Origin of the sequence: Paraburkholderia humisilvae (assembly GCF_902859855.1) — a bacterium.
GTDB lineage: Bacteria > Pseudomonadota > Gammaproteobacteria > Burkholderiales > Burkholderiaceae > Paraburkholderia > Paraburkholderia humisilvae.
Map to the genome: position 1 here is coordinate 122,671 of NZ_CADIKH010000015.1, position 19,412 is coordinate 142,082.

The following is a 19,412-nucleotide window of genomic DNA, read 5'->3' on the forward strand; positions in this document are numbered from 1 at the left end:
TTTTCATGCAATGGGTGGCACGCAACTTCGATGTCGAGCAAAACTTACGAAATCCGGCCCACTCAATCCGTCGAACTGCTAAAGGAACTGCATATCCTCACGCGCGACGGCAAGATGAACCAGGACAGCCGCCGCAAGCTCAAGCAGGTCTATCACCTGTATCAGTTTATCGAGCCGTTGCTCAATGACGTAAAAGAAACGAAAGGCGCGGTCTCGCTCGTCGATCACGGCGCGGGCAAGTCGTATCTGGGCTTCATTTTGTACGACCTGTTCTTCAAGGATCTGCGCGATAGCTCGCACATCTATGGCATCGAGACGCGCGAAGAGCTCGTGACGAAGTCCGAGGAACTGGCGGCGCGGCTTGGTTTTGGTGGGATGTCGTTTCTCAATCTGTCGGTGGCCGAGTCGATCGTGTCGGACCGGCTGCCGCCGGCCGTCGACGTCGTCACCGCGCTGCACGCATGCAATACCGCGACCGACGATGCGATCCGCTTCGGGTTGCAGAAGCACGCGAAATATGTGGTCGTGGTCCCGTGTTGCCAGGCGGAGATCGCAGGCGTGCTAAAGCGAAACAAGAGCAAATCGCTCGGTGACGCGTTGACCGAAATCTGGCGCCATCCGCTGCACACACGCGAGTTCGGCAGTCAGATCACCAACGTGCTGCGCTGTTTGCAACTCGAGGCGCATGGCTACCAGGTGAACGTGACCGAGCTGGTCGGCTGGGAGCACTCGATGAAGAACGAGTTGATCGTCGCTCACTATAAGGATTTGCCGCGGCGCAGGCCGGCCGAGCGGCTTCACGAAGTGATGGACAGGTTCGGGCTCAACGAGCTGCGCGAGCGGTTTTTCGTCGACGCTTGAGCGTGATCTGCGGGCTAATTGCGCGTTGACTGTGCGTTGACCGCGATCCCCGGGGCCGCTCAGTCGTCAGTAAGCGTTGCCAGCATCCATTGACGCCAGCCTGCCAATCCGAGCCGCCGCAGTGTCTGCTGATTGCGTTGGTAGATCTCGGCCGCATCCGGGAATGCTTCGACCGCGCGTTCAATGCTCGCTTCGCGCAGCAAATGCAGGATCGGATAAGGCGAGCGGTTCGTATAGTTTTCGATGTCGTCCGGCTCGCTGCCATCGAACTGATAGTTCGGATGAAAGCTCGCAATCTGCAGCGTGCCGTCGAGACGCAGTTGCTTCAGCAACCGGTCCGCAAAATACAGACAGTCGTTGTAGTCGAGAAAGTCGGCGAGTGCGTGCGGAACAATCAGCAGCGTGGTGTCGATGGCCTCGGGGTCCGTGTGCGCCAGCGTGCTTAGTTCGCGTTCGAGGTCGGCCAGCACGCCTTCAACGTCTGTCGCCTTGCTGACCGCGTAGCGGATCTGGTTTTTCACGTGGACCGCTTTCGCGAACGGACACAGGTTCAGCCCGATCACCGCGCGCGTCAGCCAGTGACGGGTCGCGGCGACGACCGCTTGATCGCATACGGCATCGGCGGGCAACGAACAGGGCGGCATAGCGCGGCAGGGCGGCAAAATGGCTATTTTACCGGCGCCTCTGTGCACGCAGCCGCGATCAGTTGCGCGGCGACAATCGGCGCGGCAGCAATCGGCCCGCAGCCGGGGCCGTATGTCTGGCTTGCCGCATAGACGCCTTCGATCAGCAACGCGAGCGCGTCGGCAAGGGCCGCGGGCTCGCGCGCGCCCGCCTGGACAGCCAGTTCATTTAGCCTGGCGTTGAGCTTCGCCTTGTTGCGGCTCACGCAGAGCCGCGCGGGATGCGATGCATCGGGAAACTCCGCCGCGACATTGACGAACGGACAACCGCGGTAGTCGGCTGCCGACGCACGCCGCGCGAGGTCGCTGAAATACTGATTCAGCTGTTTGACCGCGTCGCCGGGGCGTTTCGCGAAGTTGCGTTCGAAGCGAACGAAGAACTCGCGGTCCGCCTGTTCAAGGTACGCGACGACCAGATCGTCCTTCGACGAGAACTGCCGATATAGGCTCATCTTGTTCACGCCCGCCCGTTCGACAACCGCATCGACGCCGACCGCGCGCACCCCGTCACGATAAAACAGCTCGGCCGCGGCACGCAGCAATTGCTCCTGCGCTTCGGGGCCCGCGGTGTGAGGGCGTCGCGTCGTACTTCCGGGCTCGCGCGTGGCGGCATCGGACAGTGCACCCGCTTGGGGTTGCGTATTGCTCTGCGGTTTAACCGTGCGTGAATCGTTCATGACAGTCCGTGGTTGCGAATGACTCGCCTTGACATGTTACTGATCGGTAACTACCATCGCAACACATTGTGACAGATCAGTCACAACTGCTTTACGCGATTCGTAATAATTCCACCCTAAATCGATCCCGGCGGCGCGTGTGTCTGATTTCCGCAGCGGCGTCCGTCGAAACGGAGAGCAACGGATGAACTGGGCTTCAAGACTGATTGGGGGGCGCTTCCATTACGGCTGGCTGGCCGTCGCGGTGGTGTTCCTCGTGCTGCTGTCGGCGGCCGGCACGCGCGCGACGCCGAGCGTGATGATGGTCCCGCTCGAGCACGAATTCGGCTGGAGCCGCGCGATGATCTCGCTCGCGATTTCGGTGAACATCGCGCTATACGGTTTGATGGGCCCGTTTGCCGCAGCGGCGATGCAGCGCTTCGGTGTGCGGCCCACCTTGCTGACCGCGCTGACGGTGATGGCAGGCGGTGTCGCGCTGTCGTCGATGATGACTGCGCCATGGCAGATGGTGCTGGTGTGGGGCGTGATGGTCGGCGGCTCGACCGGCGTCGCGGCGCTGACGCTGTCGGCGACGGTGGTCAACCGCTGGTTCACCGCGCGTCGCGGGCTGGTGATGGGCATTCTCACCGCCAGCTCCGCGACCGGGCAGCTGGTCTTTCTGCCGATGCTCGCCGCGATTGCCGAGCATCATGGCTGGCGGCCGGTCGTCTGGGTGGTCGCGCTCGCGGCCGGCGTCGTGCTGCCGCTGGTCGCCTTCCTGCTGCCCGAGCGTCCCGCCGATCTGACGCTGCGGCCCTACGGCGAACCTGCGGATGCGCCGCTCAGAACCGATCAGTCGAAACAGAACCCGCTTGCGATCGCGTTTGGCACGCTGGCAACCGCGAGCAGGACGCGCGATTTCTGGCTGCTTTTCTTCAGCTTTTTCATTTGCGGCGCCAGTACCAATGGCTATGTCGGCACGCATCTGATCGCGATGTGCGGCGACTATGGTCTTTCCGAAGTGCAAGGTGCGTCGCTGCTTGCCGCGATGGGCATCTTCGATCTTTTTGGCACGACGCTGTCGGGCTGGCTGTCGGACCGCTTCAATTCACGCATCCTGCTGTTCTGGTACTACGGTCTGCGCGGTCTCTCGCTGATTTACCTGCCGCATGCGTTCGGCATCGATTTCTTCGGCTTGCCGCTGTTCGCTATCTTCTACGGTCTCGACTGGATCGCGACGGTGCCGCCTACCGTGCGCCTTGCCACCGACGTGTACGGCAAGGAGTCCGCACCGGTCGTGTTCGGCTGGGTGGTGGCCGGGCACCAGCTCGGCGCGGCATTTGCCGCGCTCGGCGCGGGGATGCTGCGCGCCAGTCTTGGCACCTACACGGTCGCGTCGATGATTTCAGGCGGCTTGTGCCTGATCGCCGCGGTGATCGTGCTGCGCATCAATCGGCGCCCGCGCGAGGTCGTGGTTCAGGCGGTCTGATGCATGTTGCAGTCTCGCAGTGAAATGTGGGGTTGAACGCGTCGAGGCGCGGTATATGACCCGAGTCCGGGTTATCCTATCCGGCCGTTGGGCAACGACCGATCGTTCATGTACTTCGACTGCGAGACGCCGATGATCAAAAAAATCGCCCCTACAGAAGCGCCCATTCACGAACTGCTGGCAAGCCGCTGGAGCCCGCGTGCATTGTCGAGCGAGCCGGTGAGCCGCGAGCATCTGCACGCGGTACTCGAAGCGGCGCGTTGGGCGCCATCGGCGTATAACGCGCAGCCGTGGCGTTTCGTCGTGTTTGATCGGAGTGCGGATGAGGTTGCCTTCAAGAAGGCATTCTCGACACTCGTGCCGTTCAATCAGGGCTGGAATCGCCCGGTGCCGGTGCTGATCGCCGTCACCACGCAGACCTTGACCCACAAGGGCGATGTCAATCGCTGCGCGGCGTATGATGCGGGCGCCGCGGCGCTGGCGCTGGTCCTGCAGGCGCACGCGCTCGGCCTGGGCGCGCATCAGATGAGCGGCTTCGATGTCAAAGCGTTTCGTCAGGTGTTCGAGATTCCGGGCGACGTCGAAATCATTGCAATGATCGCGCTCGGTCATTACGGTGAGGCCGACAAGCTCGATCCGGTGTTGCGCGAACGCGAGAAGGCGGTGCGTTCGCGCTTGCCGCTTGCGGAGATCGCGTTCGCCGGGGCATGGAAAAAGGCGTTCTGACCGCCTGACTGTGTATCGCCGCGCGGCGATCTCATCTGACGAAAGAGGCGTGTGCAATTGTCGCGTGAGAGGACCGTATCAGTCGTTATCGGTAACCGCCGAAAGCGGCGCGGCCACACTTTCCAACGAGCGCCGCTCCGCATCGATGCCCCAGATCGCGGCGACCACGGCGGCGATCAGCATCAGCGCCGAGCCGACCAGATAGCCCGAGAATACGGCACTGCGTTGATGCGTATCGATCAAGCGTCCGAAGAAAGCGGGTCCTGCGATGCCGCCGAGCGCTGTGCCGAATGCATAGAACACCGCGATCGCAAGCGCGCGAATCTCGAGCGGGAACGACTCGCTGACGGTCAGATACGCGGAGCTCGCGGCGGCTGAAGCGAAGAAGAAGATCACCATCCACGCGATGGTTTGCGTCGTGACGGTCAGCCAATGCTGCTGGAACAGATAGCCGCTCGCGGTCAGCAGCACGGCGGACAGCGCATAGGTCGTCGCGATCATCTTGCGCCGGCCGATCACATCGAAGAGTCTGCCGAGCAGCAGCGGACCCAGAAAGTTGCCCAGCGCGAACGGCAGCAGATACCAGCCGACATGATCGCCGGGCACGCCGTAGAAGTCGGTGAGCACCAGTGCATAGGTGAAGAAGATGGCGTTGTAGAAGAACGCCTGCGCGGTCATCAGCGATAGCCCGACGAGCGCGCGTCGTCGATGCCGGACGAACAGCGTGCTGAACACCTCGCGTAGCGTCGTGCGCTCGCGCGAGCGCAAGCGTAGGCGCTTGAGTGAGTCGTCGGCGGCGAGCGCGTGTCCGTCGCTGCGAAAGCGCGCCTCGATTGCTTCGACCACCGAGCGCGCCTGCTGCGCTTCGTTGTGCGTTAGAAGCCAGCGCGGGCTCTCCGGAATCCACACGCGCATCGGCAGGATCGCGAGCGCGAGCACCGCGCCGATCAGAAAGCAGGCGCGCCAACCCCAGTCCGGCGGCATCAGGCCCGGGTCGAGCAGCACCAGCGAGCCGGCGGCGCCGAGTCCCGCGCCGACCCAGAACGTGCCGTTGATCGCCAGATCGGTCCAGCCACGGACCCGTGCCGGTGTGAACTCCTGGATCGTCGAGTTGATCGCGGTGTACTCGCCGCCGATGCCCGCGCCGGTCAGGAAGCGGAACAACAGGAACGTCGCGAGGTTCCACGACAACGCGGTCGCCGCGGTTGCGACCAGATAGAGCGCGAGCGTGATGAAGAACAGTCTGCGCCGGCCGAGACGGTCGGTCAGCCAGCCGAAGCCGAGCGCGCCGAGCACAGCGCCCGCGATATACGCGCTGCCGGCGAGGCCCACTTCGGCATTGTTGAAATGCAGCGCCGGGCTCGACTTCAACGCGCTCGCGACGGCGCCGGCCAGCGTCACCTCCAGTCCGTCGAGCAGCCATGTGATGCCGAGCGCGACCACGATCAGCGAGTGAAAGCGGCCCCACGGCAGACGGTCGAGCCTCGCCGGTATATCCGTTTCGATGATCGCGGACGCTTCAGCGCGGGCCGTTGCGGCGGGCGGTTCGGACATGGCGGTGAGTCTCCTGTTTCCGATACGGGGTAGCGGGTGGGGATGCGATGGAATTGGCGGTCGATAAAGCCAGGCGGGTATTCTGGCGCCGCCGCGATTCAGGCAGTCCGGCTTCGCGCAAATTTCGTTCCGCGTGTTGGCTGCGACGCGCCGGTGGATGCCTGTCCAATGACGCCTGTACGTTCTCGTACGCGGCCTACGGCGTCGCCCGCGGCATGTGCCGCCGGTGCTGCTGCGGGCGCCGGCCCGGAACCATTGGTTGCCGCATCGGGTGCTTTCGTGCTAAAAAGCCCGTCCTTCCCCTTGCTCGCGCGGGCGCGGGCGGCGCACGCCGCCGTCAGCCAGCGATGTCCTCATGACCTTTTGCGCGATTGACTTCGGTACGTCGAATTCGGCTGTCGCGGTGCCCGGCGATGGGGCGCTGCGGCTCGCGCCGGTCGAAGGTGCGTACACCACGCTGCCGACCGCGGTGTTCTTCAATGTCGACGAAAACACCCGCGAATTCGGGCGCGCGGCGCTCGAAGCGTATATCGACGGCTTCGACGGCCGGCTGATGCGCTCGATGAAGAGCATTCTCGGCTCGGCGCTTGCCGACAGCACGACCGACCTCGGCGACGGCAGTGCGATCAAGTACACCGACGTGATCGCGATTTTCCTGATGCATCTGAAGCGCCACGCGGAAGCGCGCGCGGGCGTCCCGCTCGAGCGCGCGGTGCTCGGCCGCCCGGTGTTCTTCGTCGACGACGACCCGCGCGCCGACCGTCTCGCGCAGCAACAGCTGGAAGCCGCCGCGCGCTCGGTTGGCTTTCGCGACATCCATTTCCAGTATGAGCCGATTGCCGCCGCGTTCGACTATGAATCGCATCTGACCGAAGAGGGGCTCGTGCTGGTCGCGGACATCGGCGGCGGCACATCGGACTTCTCGCTGGTGCGCGTCGGGCCGCAGCGGATGGCGCGCCTCGAGCGTAAGGACGACGTGCTCGCGCATCATGGCGTGCACGTTGCGGGCACCGATTTCGATCGGCGCGTCGAACTGACGACGATCCTCACCGAACTCGGCTACCGGTCGATCGACCCGGAAGGACGCGAAGTCCCAAACCGCATCTACTTCGATCTCGCGACGTGGCATCTGATCAATACCGTCTATGCGCCGAAGCGTGTCGGCGAGCTGGTGCTGATGCGGCATCTGTACACGGACACTCACCATCACGACCGGCTGATGCGCGTCGTCGAGCAGCGCCTCGGTCATGCGCTTGCTGCGCGCGCGGAAGAGGCGAAGATCGGTGTCGCGGCAGGCGGCGAGACGCTGATCGATCTGGATCGGGTGGAAGACGACCTGCGCGTCGCGTTCGATGAGGCCCAACTGATCGACGCGGGCAAGGAGGAAACGCAGCGCATCGTGCAGGCGGCGCGCGATACGGTCCAGGCAGCCGGTGTCGCCGATCGGGACGTAAGCGCGTTGTATTTCACCGGCGGCTCGACTGGTCTTGCGTTTCTTTCGGGCGCGCTGTCGGCGGCGTTCCCGGCCGCGCGGCCGGTGTTCGGCGATCGGCTCGCCAGTGTCGCGACAGGTTTAGGTATTCACGCGCAGCGGGTCTTCAGGTAAGCGCGGCAGCGGGAAGCTTCGCCAGCGTGTTGCTGCGGGTTTTCCCGGGCAGCAGGCACAAAAAAACCCCGCACAGGCGGGGTTTTTTGCATCCCGAGGGATCGCCTCGGGGCAGCACGGCGTATTAGGCCGGCTTGATGTTCGCGGCTTGCTTGCCCTTCGGGCCAGTCTTCACTTCGAACGTGACCTTCTGGTTTTCTTGCAGCGTCTTGAAGCCTTCGATGCGAATTTCAGAGAAATGCGCGAACAGATCTTCGCCGCCGCCGTCCGGGGTGATAAAGCCAAAGCCCTTTGCGTCATTGAACCACTTGACGGTACCGGTTTCCATATTACTTTTTCCTAAGAGAGGTAAATATAAGGCCGAAGCCTATAGGGGGTGCATGAAAATCAAGGAAGGGGGTAATAGGACCAACCGGAGTACCGTGATGGGCGAACTACGAAAGACCAATTCACTCGCCACTTGAAATCCTGCACGATCTTTATACGGTCATTTCGAGAGAAGGTCAATAGTGTCCCTATTTTCTTCGCGGCGATTAACGTTTGTACCCCAAACGATGATTACAAAACTTGCAAACCAGCCGTTTTTTTTGTAGGGATGCAGACTTCCGGTATTCAAACGACAGGTGCAACCGTTACACTACGACCCCTCGCGGGGTTGCACCTGTACATACGGACGGATGTGTGGACATGCTGGCCCGAAGCGTGCATATCGTAGCCGGCGAACGGTAAAGCAGCTTTGAACCCATACGGCATCGATACGGATTCAGACACAGGAGAAGACGTGAAAAGTTCTATTCAACGGAACGTCGGGCCGATCGCGTTGTTGTTGACCGGCCTGGGTTCGATCATCGGATCGGGCTGGCTGTTCGGCGCGTGGAAGGCGGCAAAAATTGCAGGGCCTGCTGCCATTTGTGCATGGGTGATCGGCGCGGTCGTGATTCTCGCGATTGCGATGACCTACGCCGAACTCGGCGCGATGTTCCCCGAGTCGGGCGGCATGGTGCGCTACGCGCGCTATTCGCATGGCGCGCTGGTCGGTTTCATCAGCGCATGGGCGAACTGGATTGCGATCGTATCGGTCATTCCAATCGAAGCGGAAGCGTCCATCCAGTATATGAGCACCTGGCCTTACGACTGGGCGCATGCGCTGTTCGTGAACGGATCACTGACGACCAACGGCGTGCTGTTGTCCGCCGTGCTCGTGATTATCTATTTCCTGCTCAACTACTGGGGCGTGAAGCTGTTCGCGCACGCGAACTCGGCCATCACGATCTTCAAGTTCCTGATTCCCGGCGCGACGATTCTCGGCCTGATGCTGACCGGGTTTCACCGCGAGAACTTCGGCCAGGCGAGCACGTTCGCGCCGTACGGATGGTCGGCAGTGCTGACCGCGGTCGCGACGAGCGGCATCGTCTTTGCGTTCAACGGATTCCAGAGTCCGGTGAATCTGGCGGGGGAGGCGCGCAATCCGGCGAAGAGCGTGCCGTTCGCGGTGATCGGTTCGATCCTGATCGCGCTCGTGATCTACGTACTGCTGCAGATCGCGTATATCGGGGCGGTTAATCCCGGCGACGTGGCGAAAGGCTGGGGTCACCTCACGTTTGCGTCGCCGTTCGCGGAACTGGCGATCGCGCTGAACCTGAACTGGCTGGCGATTCTGCTGTATATCGATGCGTTCGTCAGCCCGAGTGGCACCGGTACGACGTACATGGCAACCACGACCCGGATGATCTACGCGATGGAGCGTAACAACACGATGCCGAAGATGTTCGGCGTCGTGCATCCGCTCTACGGCGTACCGCGTACAGCGATGTGGTTCAACCTGTTCGTGTCGTTTCTCTTCCTGTTCTTCTTCCGCGGCTGGAGCTCGCTCGCGGCGGTGATCTCGGTCGCGACGGTGATTTCGTACCTCACCGGGCCGATCAGTCTGATGGCGCTGCGCCGCACCGCGACCGATCTCGAGCGGCCGCTGCAGATCGCCGGGATGAAAGTGATCGCGCCATTCGCGTTCGTCTGCGCATCGCTGATTCTGTACTGGGCGAAGTGGCCGTTGACGGGCGAAATCATTCTGCTGATGATCGTCGCGTTGCCCGTGTACTTCTATTTTCAGGCGAAGATCGGCTTTGCCGGCTGGAGCCGCGACCTGACTGCCGCGTGGTGGCTGGTTGCTTATTTGCCGACGATGGCGGTGCTGTCGCTGATCGGCAGCAAGCAGTTCGGCGGCACTGGCGTGTTGCCGTATGGGTGGGATATGGTGGTCGTGATCGTGTGCGCGCTGGTGTTCTACTACTGGGGCGTCCATACCGGCTACCGCACCGAGTACCTTGACGAGCGCGAATCGCACGACGAGATTCTCGAGGGGATCGGCGCGTAAGGCGCGTTCGAGTCCGATCCGCTGGCGCCGATCGGGCGTCGTGTATTGAATGAGAGGCCGCCGGAGGCATCGCATCCGGCGGTTTTTATCGAGTACTCAACGCACCGCAGTTCAGGCGTCGGCGAACACGTAGTTCGTCATCGCCAGCACGCGCTGATACGTGCCGAGCGGTTGGATCTGCATCTGAAAGTGATCGCCGGCGGCGCCCAGCGCGGCGAACAACGGCAGCAGATGCTCGTCGGTCGGGTGCATCGACACCGCGTGCGGCGCACGACGCCGGTAGTCGAGCAACGCGTCGATATCGCGCGCGGCCAGACGGGCCTCGAACCAGTCGGTGAACTCCGTCACACGCGGATCCGCGTCTTCGGGGCGCGCCGAGAAGTCCGCTTCGCGCAGGTTGTGCGTGATTTGTCCTGAGCCGATCACCATCACGCCGTGATCGCGCAATTCGCGCAACGCGCGGCCGACCCGAAAGTGGTGTGCCGGATCCCGGCGCGGCTGAATCGACAACTGAGCGACCGGCACGTCGGCCGCCGGGAACATCAATAGCATCGGCACCCATGCGCCATGATCGAGCCCGCGCGGCTCACTCGACGATGCGATACCCGCTGCGCCAAGGCGTTCCGCCGCGCGGCGCGCGAGGTCCGGCGCGCCTGGCGCTGGATATTCGATCTCGTAGAGTGGGCGCGGGAAGCCGTAAAAGTCGTGAATCGTCTCCGGATTCTCCGCGGTGCTTGCAACCGGCTGCGCGGTCATCCAGTGCGCGGATAGCATCAGGATCGCGTTCGGACGCGGCAATTCAGCCGACAGCGATGCAAATTCAGCGGACGGCAACGACGGGTCGATCGGCAGCGTGGGCGCGCCGTGAGACAGGAATAGCGAGGGTAAGCGGGTCATGGCGGGGTGGGTCGCGCGCGGGCGCGATCGGGTGGCGTCAACGAAAGCACTATATAACCCGCACTACGGCTTGATAAACGGCACAAAACGGAATTATTTGCGTCGCCGTTGTTGGGAATCGTTGCCGGTCGCTGCCCGTCGCTGCGGCCTATGCGGTTCCGTTCAACCCTTCCCACGCCGGCGCGAGCGACGGCCCGAGTGCAAGCAGATCCATCGCGCGCGCGACGGTGTGATCGACCATTTCATCGAGCGAAGCGGGTTTGCTGTAGAACGCCGGCACCGGCGGGAACACGATCCCGCCCATCTCGGTCACGGCCGTCATATTGCGCAGATGCACGAGGTTAAGCGGCGTCTCCCGCACCATCAGCACGAGCCGGCGACGCTCTTTCAGCGTGACGTCGGCGGCGCGGGAGATGAGATTGTCCGACAGCCCATGCGCGATGCTCGCGAGCGTCTTCATTGAACACGGCGCGACGATCATCCCGTGCGTCGCAAACGAGCCCGACGCGACACTCGCGCCAATATCGCGCACCGAATGGACGACATCCGCAAGCGGGTTCACGTCGTCTTTGGTCAGCTGCAGTTCGTGCTGGATGTTGAGCCAGCCGGCGCCCGACACGAGCAGATGGCTTTCGATGCCGCCGATCCGGCGTAGCGCATGCAACAGCCGGATGCCATAAATGGCGCCAGATGCGCCGGTGATCGCGACAATCACCCGACGCGGCGCCGCAACGCGTGTGTCCATGACGTGACGCGCCTCCTGGGCGCCCAAGCCGCCCCCACGGGGCGGAGGGGCTATTGTCTCTTTATGCTTTGTTATGCCGCGGCGAACAACTGCTGGAGTTCGCCCGATTGATACATTTCCATCATGATGTCCGACCCGCCGATGAATTCGCCCTTCACGTAAAGCTGCGGGATGGTCGGCCAGCTCGAGTATTCCTTGATGCCCTGGCGGACTTCGTCATCTTCGAGCACGTTGACGGTCTTGAACTCGTCGACGCCGCACGCCTTCAGGATTTGCACCGCACGGCCCGAGAAACCGCACATCGGAAATTGCGCGTTGCCCTTCATGAAGAGCACGACGGGGTTTTCGTCGACGATTTGCTTGATGCGTTGTTGCGTGTCCATGACTGACCTTGCGGTTCCGGAAGTAAGTGGGGTGACTTGAAATGATAGCGGATTTCGCGGACGCAAGCCGGCGCTGCCGGCGCGGTGGGGTGCGGTGACGTGTCTCCGGCTGACTCCGCAAAGACGCCGCGCAAGGGCGCTGCGCGCTGATCAACCCAAGCGCCGGGCGCGATCACGCGTCGGTATGCGGCGACGAGTCCGCGAGTTCGCCGCCACTGACGCGTTCGATGCCGGCCAGGTCGCGTTCCGAGCGCACCTGGCGAAAGCCGCGTGCTGTCATCAGCGTGCGCACTGCGCTCGCCTGATCGTAGCCGTGCTCGATCCACAGCGCGCCGTGCGCGGCGAGCCACGCCGGTGCATCCGCGACGATCGCGCGGATCGCGGACAGGCCGTTCGCTTCGTCGGTCAGCGCGCCGCGCGGCTCGAAGCGCAAGTCGCCTTGTGTGAGATGCGGATCGTCGCTCGCGATATACGGAGGGTTGCTGACGATCACATCGAAGCGAAGTGCGGGCACTAGCGCGGCGTACCAGTCGCCTTGCTGCAGGTTCAGCGCGCCGCCGGGCCGTCCGGCGTCGAGCAGGCGCGCCGCGTTGCGCGTGGCGACCTGCAGCGCTTCGGCGGACCGGTCGACCGCCCACACCTGCGCATCCGGTCGCGATGACGCGATCGCTACCGCGATCGCGCCGGTTCCGGTGCCGAGATCGAGCACGCGCGGCTGCGCACGGCCAGCAATGGCACCGAGCACCGTTTCGACCAGCAACTCGGTCTCCGGACGCGGAATCAGCACATGCGGCGTCACTTCGAATTCAAGCCCGAAGAACTCGCGCGCGCCGACCAGTTGCGCGACCGGTTCTCCCGCGACACGCCGCGCTTCCAGCGCTCGCCAGCGCGCCACGGGCGCGGCATCGAGCGGTTCATGCGCGCGCGTGATCAACTCCGTGCGGCGCCAACCGAGCGCATGACCGAGCAGCATGCGCGCTTCGAGCGCCGGCAACGCGGACGCGCGAAGGAGTGCCGCTACCGTATCGGGAGCTTCGGCCATGTGTTTGCTCACTCGGCGTCGCCGAGCGATGCGAGCAACTCGGCCTGATGTTCGCTGACGAGCGCGGCGATCAGTTCGTCAAGGTCGCCTTCCATGATGGCTTCGAGCCGGTACAGCGTCAGGTTGATCCGGTGATCGGTCAGCCGACCTTGCGGGAAGTTGTACGTGCGGATGCGCTCGGAGCGGTCGCCGGAGCCGATCAGGCTCTTGCGCGTCGCCGCTTCCTTCGCGTGCTGCTCGTGGTACTGCTTGTCCTTGATGCGCGCGGCCAGCACTTTCAGCGCGCGATCCTTGTTCTTGTGCTGCGAGCGGTCGTCCTGGCATTCGACGACGATGCCGGTCGGCAAGTGCGTAACCCGTACCGCGGAATCCGTCTTGTTGATGTGCTGGCCGCCCGCGCCGGACGCGCGGAACGTATCGATCCGCAAGTCTGCCGGATTGATTTCGACCTCGCCGATTTCGTCGGCTTCCGGCATCACCGCGACGGTGCACGCGGAGGTGTGAATGCGGCCCTGCGTTTCGGTGGCGGGCACGCGCTGCACGCGGTGGCCGCCCGATTCGAACTTCAGCTTCGAGTACGCCGCCTCGCCGGCGATGCGCACGATCACTTCCTTATACCCGCCGAGGTCCGACTCGCTCGCCGACATCATTTCGACCTGCCAGCGGTTGCGCTCCGCGTAGCGCAGATACATGCGCAGCAGGTCGCCCGCGAACAGCGCCGACTCGTCGCCGCCTGTGCCCGCACGGATTTCGAGGAAGATGTTGCGAGCGTCGTTCGGGTCCTTCGGCAGCAGCATCCGCTGCAATTCGTTTTCGAGCTGCTCCATCCGCTCGCGCGCCGCGCGGATTTCGTCTTCGGCGAATTCTTTCATCGACGGGTCCGACAACAGTTCCTGCGCGGTGGCCGAGTCGCTTATCGCCTGGCGCCACAGTGCGTAGTGCTCGACGAGCGGGCCGAGCTCCGCATGCTCGCGCGTCAGCTTGCGGTATTGGTCGAGATTCGCGGTGACGTCTTCGCGGCTTAACAGGTCATTCAGTTCGGCCAGTCGCGTGGTGAGCTGGTCGAGCTTGCTTTGCATGCTCGTTTTCATCGGGCGTTCAGTGTGCGGTCCGCAGCGGGCTCCGGACGGGATGACGACTTCGGGAAGCGGGCCAGAAAGGCCGCAGGGCAGGGGCGTCGCACAGGTTCCGCGAAGCGACTGCTGCCGGACCGTCGACGCGCGATACGCTTGAGCGCAGCTAACGCTCGGACGTGTGATTGTGCTTGTAGAAGCCGCTCATCAATTCGATGAGCGCAGCGCGGTCTTCGCCGTTTGCGCGATTTAGCGCGTGGGTCGGACCGTGGATCAGCTTGTTCGTGATCGCCTGCGACATCGCTTCGAGCACGACCGCTGGGTCGTCGCCGCGCGCGAGCATCTTCAGCGCTTTTTCGACTTCAACACGGCGCAGCGAATCCGCCTGCGTGTGCATATGACGAATGACCGGCACGATGCTGCGCGCGTCGAGCCAGTGCATGAAATTCTGCACACGCGTTTCGATGATCGCTTCGGCCTGCGCGACGGCCGCCTGGCGCGACGCATTGCCTTCGCGGACAATCGCGCCGAGATCGTCGACGGTGTACAGGAACACGTCTTCGAGCATGCCGACTTCCGGCTCTATATCGCGGGGCACGGCCAGATCGACCATGAAAATCGGCCGGTGGCGGCGCGCCTTGACCGCGCGCTCGACCGCGCCAAGACCGATGATCGGCAACGTGGACGCCGTGCACGACACGATGATGTCGAACTCGTGCATCCGCTGCGGCAGCTCGCCCAACGGAATGGCCCGGCCATTGAAGCGTTCGGCAAGGCGCTCGCCGCGCTCGGCGGTGCGGTTCGCGATCACCAGTTCGCGGGGCTGCTGCGCGGCGAAGTGCGTCACGCACAATTCGATCATTTCGCCCGCGCCGATGAACAGCACGCGTTGGTTCGACACCTTGTCGAAAATGCGCTGCGCAAGCCGCACGGCCGCGGCAGCCATCGACACCGACTGCGCGCCGATTTCAGTCGTGCTGCGAACTTCCTTCGCAACCGCGAAGGTGCGCTGGAACAACTGGTTCAGATAGGTGCCCAGCGCGCCGGCCTCGGACGCGGTGCGCACCGCATCCTTCATCTGACCGACAATCTGCGTTTCGCCAAGCACCATCGAATCGAGCCCCGACGCGACGCGAAACGCGTGCCGCACCGCTTCCGATTGCGGCAGCGCGTAGACATGCGGCGCGAGTTCGTCGACGGGGAGATTGTGATACTTCGATAGCCACCGGATCGCGGCCTCGCGGGCGGCATGGTCGTCGGTGGCGCAATAGAGTTCGGTGCGGTTGCAGGTGGACAGGATCGCGGCTTCAGGCGCGTTGGGCGCCGCCCCGTGCCCCAGCCAGATGCTCTTGAACGCCTCGAGCGCAGGCTTGACCTGTTCGAGCGGAAACGCCACGCGTTCGCGCAGGGCGACTGGCGCAGTGTGGTGGTTGATTCCGATCGTTAGAAGCTGCATAAGTGGGGACAGCCCGATAAATAGGGCTATGGTTTAGCCCCATATTATAGCGTTTCTACGATTGTTTCATTCCTCGGCGGCTCATCGCCGCCGCCATTGCCGCCTCCGGCGGAAACTGCGTCCAGCCGGTAGCCGTAGCCATAGAGCGGCGTCAACGCGTAGCCTCGCTCGGGCCGCAGTTCCAGTTTCGCGCGGATGCGGGATGCATGCGTATCGAGCGTACGTGACCTGATGTCGCGGCGACCCCAGACGGTTTCAAGGATCTGCGCGCGCGAAACGGGCCGCGACATGTTCGAAAACAGCAGGAGCGCGAAGCGAAGCTCCTTCGGCGTCAGTGGAATGATTTGTCCCCGAAAGGAGACGATCGAGCGTCCGCCGTCAAACGCATACTCGCCGAACATCTCGCGGGCGTGGCTGCGCGGTCTGCGAAAGCCCGCGCGCCGGATCAGCGCGTCGACACGGGCCAGCATTTCCGGGCCGCGCACCGGTTTCGCGAGGCAGTCGTCGGCGCCGGCGTGGAGCGCTGCGACCAGCTCGCTCTCGCGCGGCGCCTTCATCGTGACGATGACCGGCAGGCCGGGCAGCACGTCGCGTGCGAGCGAAATGACGTCGTCGGCGCAGCGGTCGCCCGCCCAGGCTTCGGTGACGAGCAGATCGAAGAAAAGCTGCTTCGCGCTACAGAGAAACGGCTCGCTGGCGCTGAAGTGCTGGCACGCGTGTCCCGCCGCGAGCAGCAGGCGGGTGACGAGTTCCGCGTGGCGAAGGTCCGGCTCGATGAGGGCGATTCGCATGAGGACGCGTTGCAGACCGACGCCACGGGTTGCGCGGGCGCTGGCGTTGCGGCTTGCCTAACGTTATTCCCGCCCCTAAACTCAACCGCTACTCATCGCCGCGCAACTGCTGGCGAACCGCCGATGAACAGCGGCGCAGAAAAGCGCCGTGCTGACCTTCTGGTTAATGAGAGAAAAATGCTAGCTATCGTCGTCATGTCGGCCTATGGGATAAATCCGAATCTGCAGACAAATCTTGCGCTGCGGGAGTCATGTCGCTGATGGGCTGGCCCGGAATCGTTGTCCTCGGGGTAGCGGTGGGGCTGGTCGGCTGGTGGCTACACCCGCTGCGGCGCAGAAGCCGCGCGCGACTGTGGCTTGCGGTGCTGGCCGGGGTGCTGGGCGCTGCGGTCGCGCGCATGGCGGGCAACGTCACCACGCTGTTTCATGATGGCGATACGCTCGAATGGCCGGTTTGCACGGCGGTTGCGCTGGTCGCGGTGGCCGCGGCCGTCGGCTTGCTGTCAACGCGGCGATAAACTCGCCGCCTGAACTCAATTTTCCTGGTGAATACGATGAACGTCCGACTCCCCGAAACCGCGTCGATTCCCGAGCGGATTGCACAATTACGCAGCGCGATGTCGCGCGCAGGCTTTGCTGCCTGTCTGGTGCCGTCGGCGGACCCGCATCTGTCCGAGTATCTGCCTGGGCGCTGGAAAGGGCGCGAGTGGCTGTCCGGCTTCACCGGCTCGGTCGGCACGCTCGTCGTGACCGCCGATTTTGCGGGCCTGTGGGTCGATAGCCGCTATTGGGTGCAGGCCGAAGCGCAACTGGCCGGCACCGGCGTCCAGTTGATGAAGATGATGGGCGGCCAGCAGACACAGCCGCATATCGAATGGCTCGCGCAAAACGTGCCGGCCGACGGCACGGTGGCGGTCGACGGCGCGGTGCTGGGCGTCGCGGCGGCACGCGCGCTCAACGACGCGCTGAGCGCGCGCGGCGTCAGGCTGCGCACGGATGTCGACCTGCTCGACGCGATCTGGCCACAGCGCCCGGCGTTGCCGACCGATGCGGTATACGAACATACGCCGCCGCAGGCGAGCGTCGCGCGGGCGGAAAAGCTCGACCGGCTGCGTCGCGCGATGCGGGAGCAAGGCGCGCAGTGGCATTTCATCTCGACGCTCGACGACCTCGCATGGCTGCTGAACCTGCGCGGCGCCGACGTGAACTACAACCCGGTGTTCGTCGCGCACGCGCTGATCGGGCTTGAGCGTGCGTCGCTGTTCGTGGTCGAGGGCAAGGTGCCGGCGGCGCTGGTCGACGCGCTCGCGCGCGACGGGATTCGCGTCGACCCGTATCCGCAGGCGGCCGATGCGCTCGCCGCGCTGCCGGCCGGTGCGACGCTGCTTGCCGACCCGCGGCGCGTCACGTTCGGCATGCTGCAGTCGGTGCCGGCGCACGTGAAGATCGTCGAAGCGGTCAACCCGACGACGTTCTTCAAGTCCCGCAAGACCGAGGCCGAAGCCCAGCACGTGCGTGCGACGATGGAGCAGGATGGCGCGGCGCTCGCGGAGTTCTTCGCGTGGTTCGAAGGGGCGCTTGGTCGCGAAACGATCACCGAGCTGACCGTCGACGAGCGGCTGACCGCGGCCCGCGCGCGCCGTCCGGGCTTTGTCACCTTGAGCTTTTCGACGATCGCCGCGTTCAACGCGAACGGCGCGATGCCGCACTACCGGGCGCTGCCGGAATCGCATGCGACGATCGAAGGCAACGGTTTGCTGCTGATCGATTCGGGTGGCCAGTATCTGAGCGGCACCACCGACATCACGCGCGTTGTGCCGATCGGTACGATCGACGACGCGCACCGGCGCGATTTCACAACAGTGTTGAAGGGCACGATCGCGCTGTCGCGCGCACGGTTCCCGCGCGGCATTCGCTCACCGATGCTCGATGCGATCGCGCGCGCGCCGATCTGGGAGGCCGGCGCCGACTACGGTCATGGCACCGGTCACGGTGTCGGCTACTTTCTGAACGTGCACGAAGGGCCGCAAGTGATCTCACACTATGCGCCCGCCGAAGCGTGGACCGCGATGGAAGAGGGCATGATCACGTCGATCGAGCCGGGCATTTACCGGCCGGGCAAATGGGGCATCCGGATCGAAAACCTGGTGCTGAACCGTGCGGCCGGCAAGACCGAATTCGGCGATTTCCTCGAGTTCGAAACGCTGACGCTGTGCCCGATTGACACGCGTTGCATTGCGTTGCCGCTGCTGCGCGACGATGAGCGCGCGTGGCTTAACGCGTATCACGACACGGTGCGCGCACGTGTCTCGCCGCATGTGTCAGGCGACGCGAAAGCATGGCTCGAGACGCGTACCAAGGCGATCTGAGCGGATGAACAATAACGGAGCTTGCATGGCCATCAAGGCAGTCGTGTTCGATTTCGGCGGGGTGCTGATCGATTGGAGTCCACAGTACCTGTACCGCGCGCTGATTCCCGACGAAGCCGAACGTCAGTGGTTCCTCTCGCACGTGTGCACGATGGACTGGGTCATTCGTCAGGACGGCGGTCAGTCGATCGCCGAAGGCACAGCGGAGCTCATCGAGCGGTATCCGGAACACGAAACGCTGATTCGCGCGTTTTACGAGCGTTGGCACGAGATGATTGCCGGCGTGTTGCACGATGGTGTGGCGACTGTCGACAAGCTCGATGCGGCCGGCGTGCCGCTCTTCGGGTTGACGAACTGGTCGGCGGAGACGTTCCCATACGCATGGGAGAACTTCCCGGTGCTGCGGCGTTTTCGCGACATCGTCGTATCGGGGCGCGTGAAGCTGGTGAAACCGGACCCGGCGATTTTCAGCATGATGCGCGAACGGATCGAAGCGCACGTGCCAGGCGTTGAGCCGCACGAACTGGTCTTTATTGACGACAACCTGAAAAACGCCGAAGCGGCGAATGCGCTCGGTTGGCACGGCGTGCATCACACGAGTGCCGTGCAGACCGAGACGAAGCTGCGCGAACTGGGCCTGCCTGTTTGAGTGAACGGCGGGCATCAGTCTGTGTAGCGGACTCGCGCCGGGAGAAGAGTGACGCCAG

General features: G+C 63.8%; 19 protein-coding genes. 8 read left to right on the forward strand and 11 right to left on the reverse strand.

The features are described from left to right. The first annotated feature begins 30 nt into the window (after positions 1-30). Complete coding sequence (locus tag HV796_RS17750) at positions 31-861, forward strand: class I SAM-dependent methyltransferase (RefSeq protein WP_175227794.1); 831 nt, start codon at positions 31-33, stop codon at positions 859-861. A 59-nt stretch (positions 862-920) separates the two neighbouring features. On the opposite strand, the gene HV796_RS17755 is transcribed toward HV796_RS17750, so the two are convergent. Both HV796_RS17755 and HV796_RS17760 read right to left on the reverse strand, forming a co-directional pair. After that, positions 921-1,505, reverse strand: coding sequence for a DUF1415 domain-containing protein (locus tag HV796_RS17755; protein WP_175227795.1), 585 nt, complete (start codon positions 1,503-1,505; stop codon positions 921-923). Between the two features lie 23 nt (positions 1,506-1,528). After that, a complete protein-coding gene (locus HV796_RS17760) occupies positions 1,529-2,164 on the reverse strand; it encodes a TetR/AcrR family transcriptional regulator (protein ID WP_377695129.1) in 636 nt (211 codons plus the stop codon). A gap of 241 nt (positions 2,165-2,405) precedes the next feature. On the opposite strand from HV796_RS17760, the gene HV796_RS17765 reads away from it, so the two are divergent. Both HV796_RS17765 and HV796_RS17770 read left to right on the forward strand, forming a co-directional pair. Next, positions 2,406-3,689 (forward strand): MFS transporter, encoded by a 1,284-nt coding sequence (locus tag HV796_RS17765; RefSeq protein ID WP_175227797.1) that lies wholly within the window; start codon positions 2,406-2,408, stop codon positions 3,687-3,689. A gap of 132 nt (positions 3,690-3,821) precedes the next feature. Then, the gene (locus HV796_RS17770) at positions 3,822-4,415 is read left to right on the forward strand and encodes a nitroreductase family protein (RefSeq protein WP_175227798.1); all 594 of its coding nucleotides are present in this window, start codon (positions 3,822-3,824) and stop codon (positions 4,413-4,415) included. A gap of 78 nt (positions 4,416-4,493) precedes the next feature. On the opposite strand, the gene HV796_RS17775 is transcribed toward HV796_RS17770, so the two are convergent. Continuing rightward, a complete protein-coding gene (locus tag HV796_RS17775) occupies positions 4,494-5,969 on the reverse strand; it encodes an MFS transporter (protein WP_175227799.1) in 1,476 nt (491 codons plus the stop codon). A 355-nt stretch (positions 5,970-6,324) separates the two neighbouring features. Between HV796_RS17775 and HV796_RS17780 the strand changes: the two genes are divergently transcribed. Next, positions 6,325-7,575, forward strand: a complete 1,251-nt coding sequence (locus tag HV796_RS17780) for an Hsp70 family protein (protein WP_175227800.1) — start codon at positions 6,325-6,327, stop codon at positions 7,573-7,575. A 124-nt stretch (positions 7,576-7,699) separates the two neighbouring features. Here HV796_RS17780 and HV796_RS17785 read toward each other — a convergent pair whose 3' ends face one another. After that, on the reverse strand, positions 7,700-7,903 hold the full coding sequence (locus tag HV796_RS17785) for a cold-shock protein (protein ID WP_075158275.1): 204 nt from the start codon (positions 7,901-7,903) through the stop codon (positions 7,700-7,702). A gap of 453 nt (positions 7,904-8,356) precedes the next feature. Here HV796_RS17785 and HV796_RS17790 point away from each other — a divergent pair, with 453 nt between their 5' ends. Then, positions 8,357-9,949 carry an APC family permease gene (locus tag HV796_RS17790; protein WP_175227801.1) on the forward strand — a complete coding sequence of 531 codons (1,593 nt, stop codon included), beginning with the start codon at positions 8,357-8,359 and terminating at the stop codon, positions 9,947-9,949. Positions 9,950-10,060: 111 nt separating this feature from the next. Here HV796_RS17790 and HV796_RS17795 read toward each other — a convergent pair whose 3' ends face one another. The 7 genes from HV796_RS17795 to HV796_RS17825 form a co-directional block, all read right to left on the reverse strand. Further along, on the reverse strand, positions 10,061-10,846 hold the full coding sequence (locus HV796_RS17795; protein ID WP_175227802.1) for a DODA-type extradiol aromatic ring-opening family dioxygenase: 786 nt from the start codon (positions 10,844-10,846) through the stop codon (positions 10,061-10,063). Positions 10,847-10,994: 148 nt separating this feature from the next. Beyond that, positions 10,995-11,591: a UbiX family flavin prenyltransferase gene (locus HV796_RS17800; RefSeq protein ID WP_175227803.1), complete on the reverse strand. Its 597-nt coding sequence runs from the start codon at positions 11,589-11,591 to the stop codon at positions 10,995-10,997. Between the two features lie 71 nt (positions 11,592-11,662). Then, the gene (grxD, locus tag HV796_RS17805; RefSeq protein ID WP_175227804.1) at positions 11,663-11,974 is read right to left on the reverse strand and encodes a Grx4 family monothiol glutaredoxin; all 312 of its coding nucleotides are present in this window, start codon (positions 11,972-11,974) and stop codon (positions 11,663-11,665) included. A 172-nt stretch (positions 11,975-12,146) separates the two neighbouring features. Beyond that, positions 12,147-13,016 (reverse strand): peptide chain release factor N(5)-glutamine methyltransferase, encoded by an 870-nt coding sequence (gene prmC / locus HV796_RS17810; RefSeq protein WP_175227805.1) that lies wholly within the window; start codon positions 13,014-13,016, stop codon positions 12,147-12,149. 8 nt (positions 13,017-13,024) lie between these two features. Beyond that, positions 13,025-14,107 (reverse strand): peptide chain release factor 1, encoded by a 1,083-nt coding sequence (gene prfA / locus HV796_RS17815; RefSeq protein ID WP_175227806.1) that lies wholly within the window; start codon positions 14,105-14,107, stop codon positions 13,025-13,027. A 148-nt stretch (positions 14,108-14,255) separates the two neighbouring features. Further along, positions 14,256-15,545: a glutamyl-tRNA reductase gene (gene hemA / locus HV796_RS17820; protein WP_175227807.1), complete on the reverse strand. Its 1,290-nt coding sequence runs from the start codon at positions 15,543-15,545 to the stop codon at positions 14,256-14,258. Positions 15,546-15,589: 44 nt separating this feature from the next. Continuing rightward, on the reverse strand, positions 15,590-16,336 hold the full coding sequence (locus HV796_RS17825; RefSeq protein WP_175227808.1) for a response regulator transcription factor: 747 nt from the start codon (positions 16,334-16,336) through the stop codon (positions 15,590-15,592). Positions 16,337-16,596: 260 nt separating this feature from the next. Here HV796_RS17825 and HV796_RS17830 point away from each other — a divergent pair, with 260 nt between their 5' ends. From HV796_RS17830 to HV796_RS17840, 3 genes are read left to right on the forward strand one after another with little or no spacing between them, the layout of a single operon-like run. Continuing rightward, a complete protein-coding gene (locus HV796_RS17830) occupies positions 16,597-16,854 on the forward strand; it encodes a hypothetical protein (RefSeq protein WP_175227809.1) in 258 nt (85 codons plus the stop codon). Between the two features lie 36 nt (positions 16,855-16,890). Next, positions 16,891-18,705: an aminopeptidase P family protein gene (locus tag HV796_RS17835; RefSeq protein ID WP_175227810.1), complete on the forward strand. Its 1,815-nt coding sequence runs from the start codon at positions 16,891-16,893 to the stop codon at positions 18,703-18,705. Between the two features lie 25 nt (positions 18,706-18,730). After that, positions 18,731-19,354: an HAD family hydrolase gene (locus HV796_RS17840; RefSeq protein WP_175227811.1), complete on the forward strand. Its 624-nt coding sequence runs from the start codon at positions 18,731-18,733 to the stop codon at positions 19,352-19,354. Positions 19,355-19,412 lie beyond the last annotated feature (58 nt).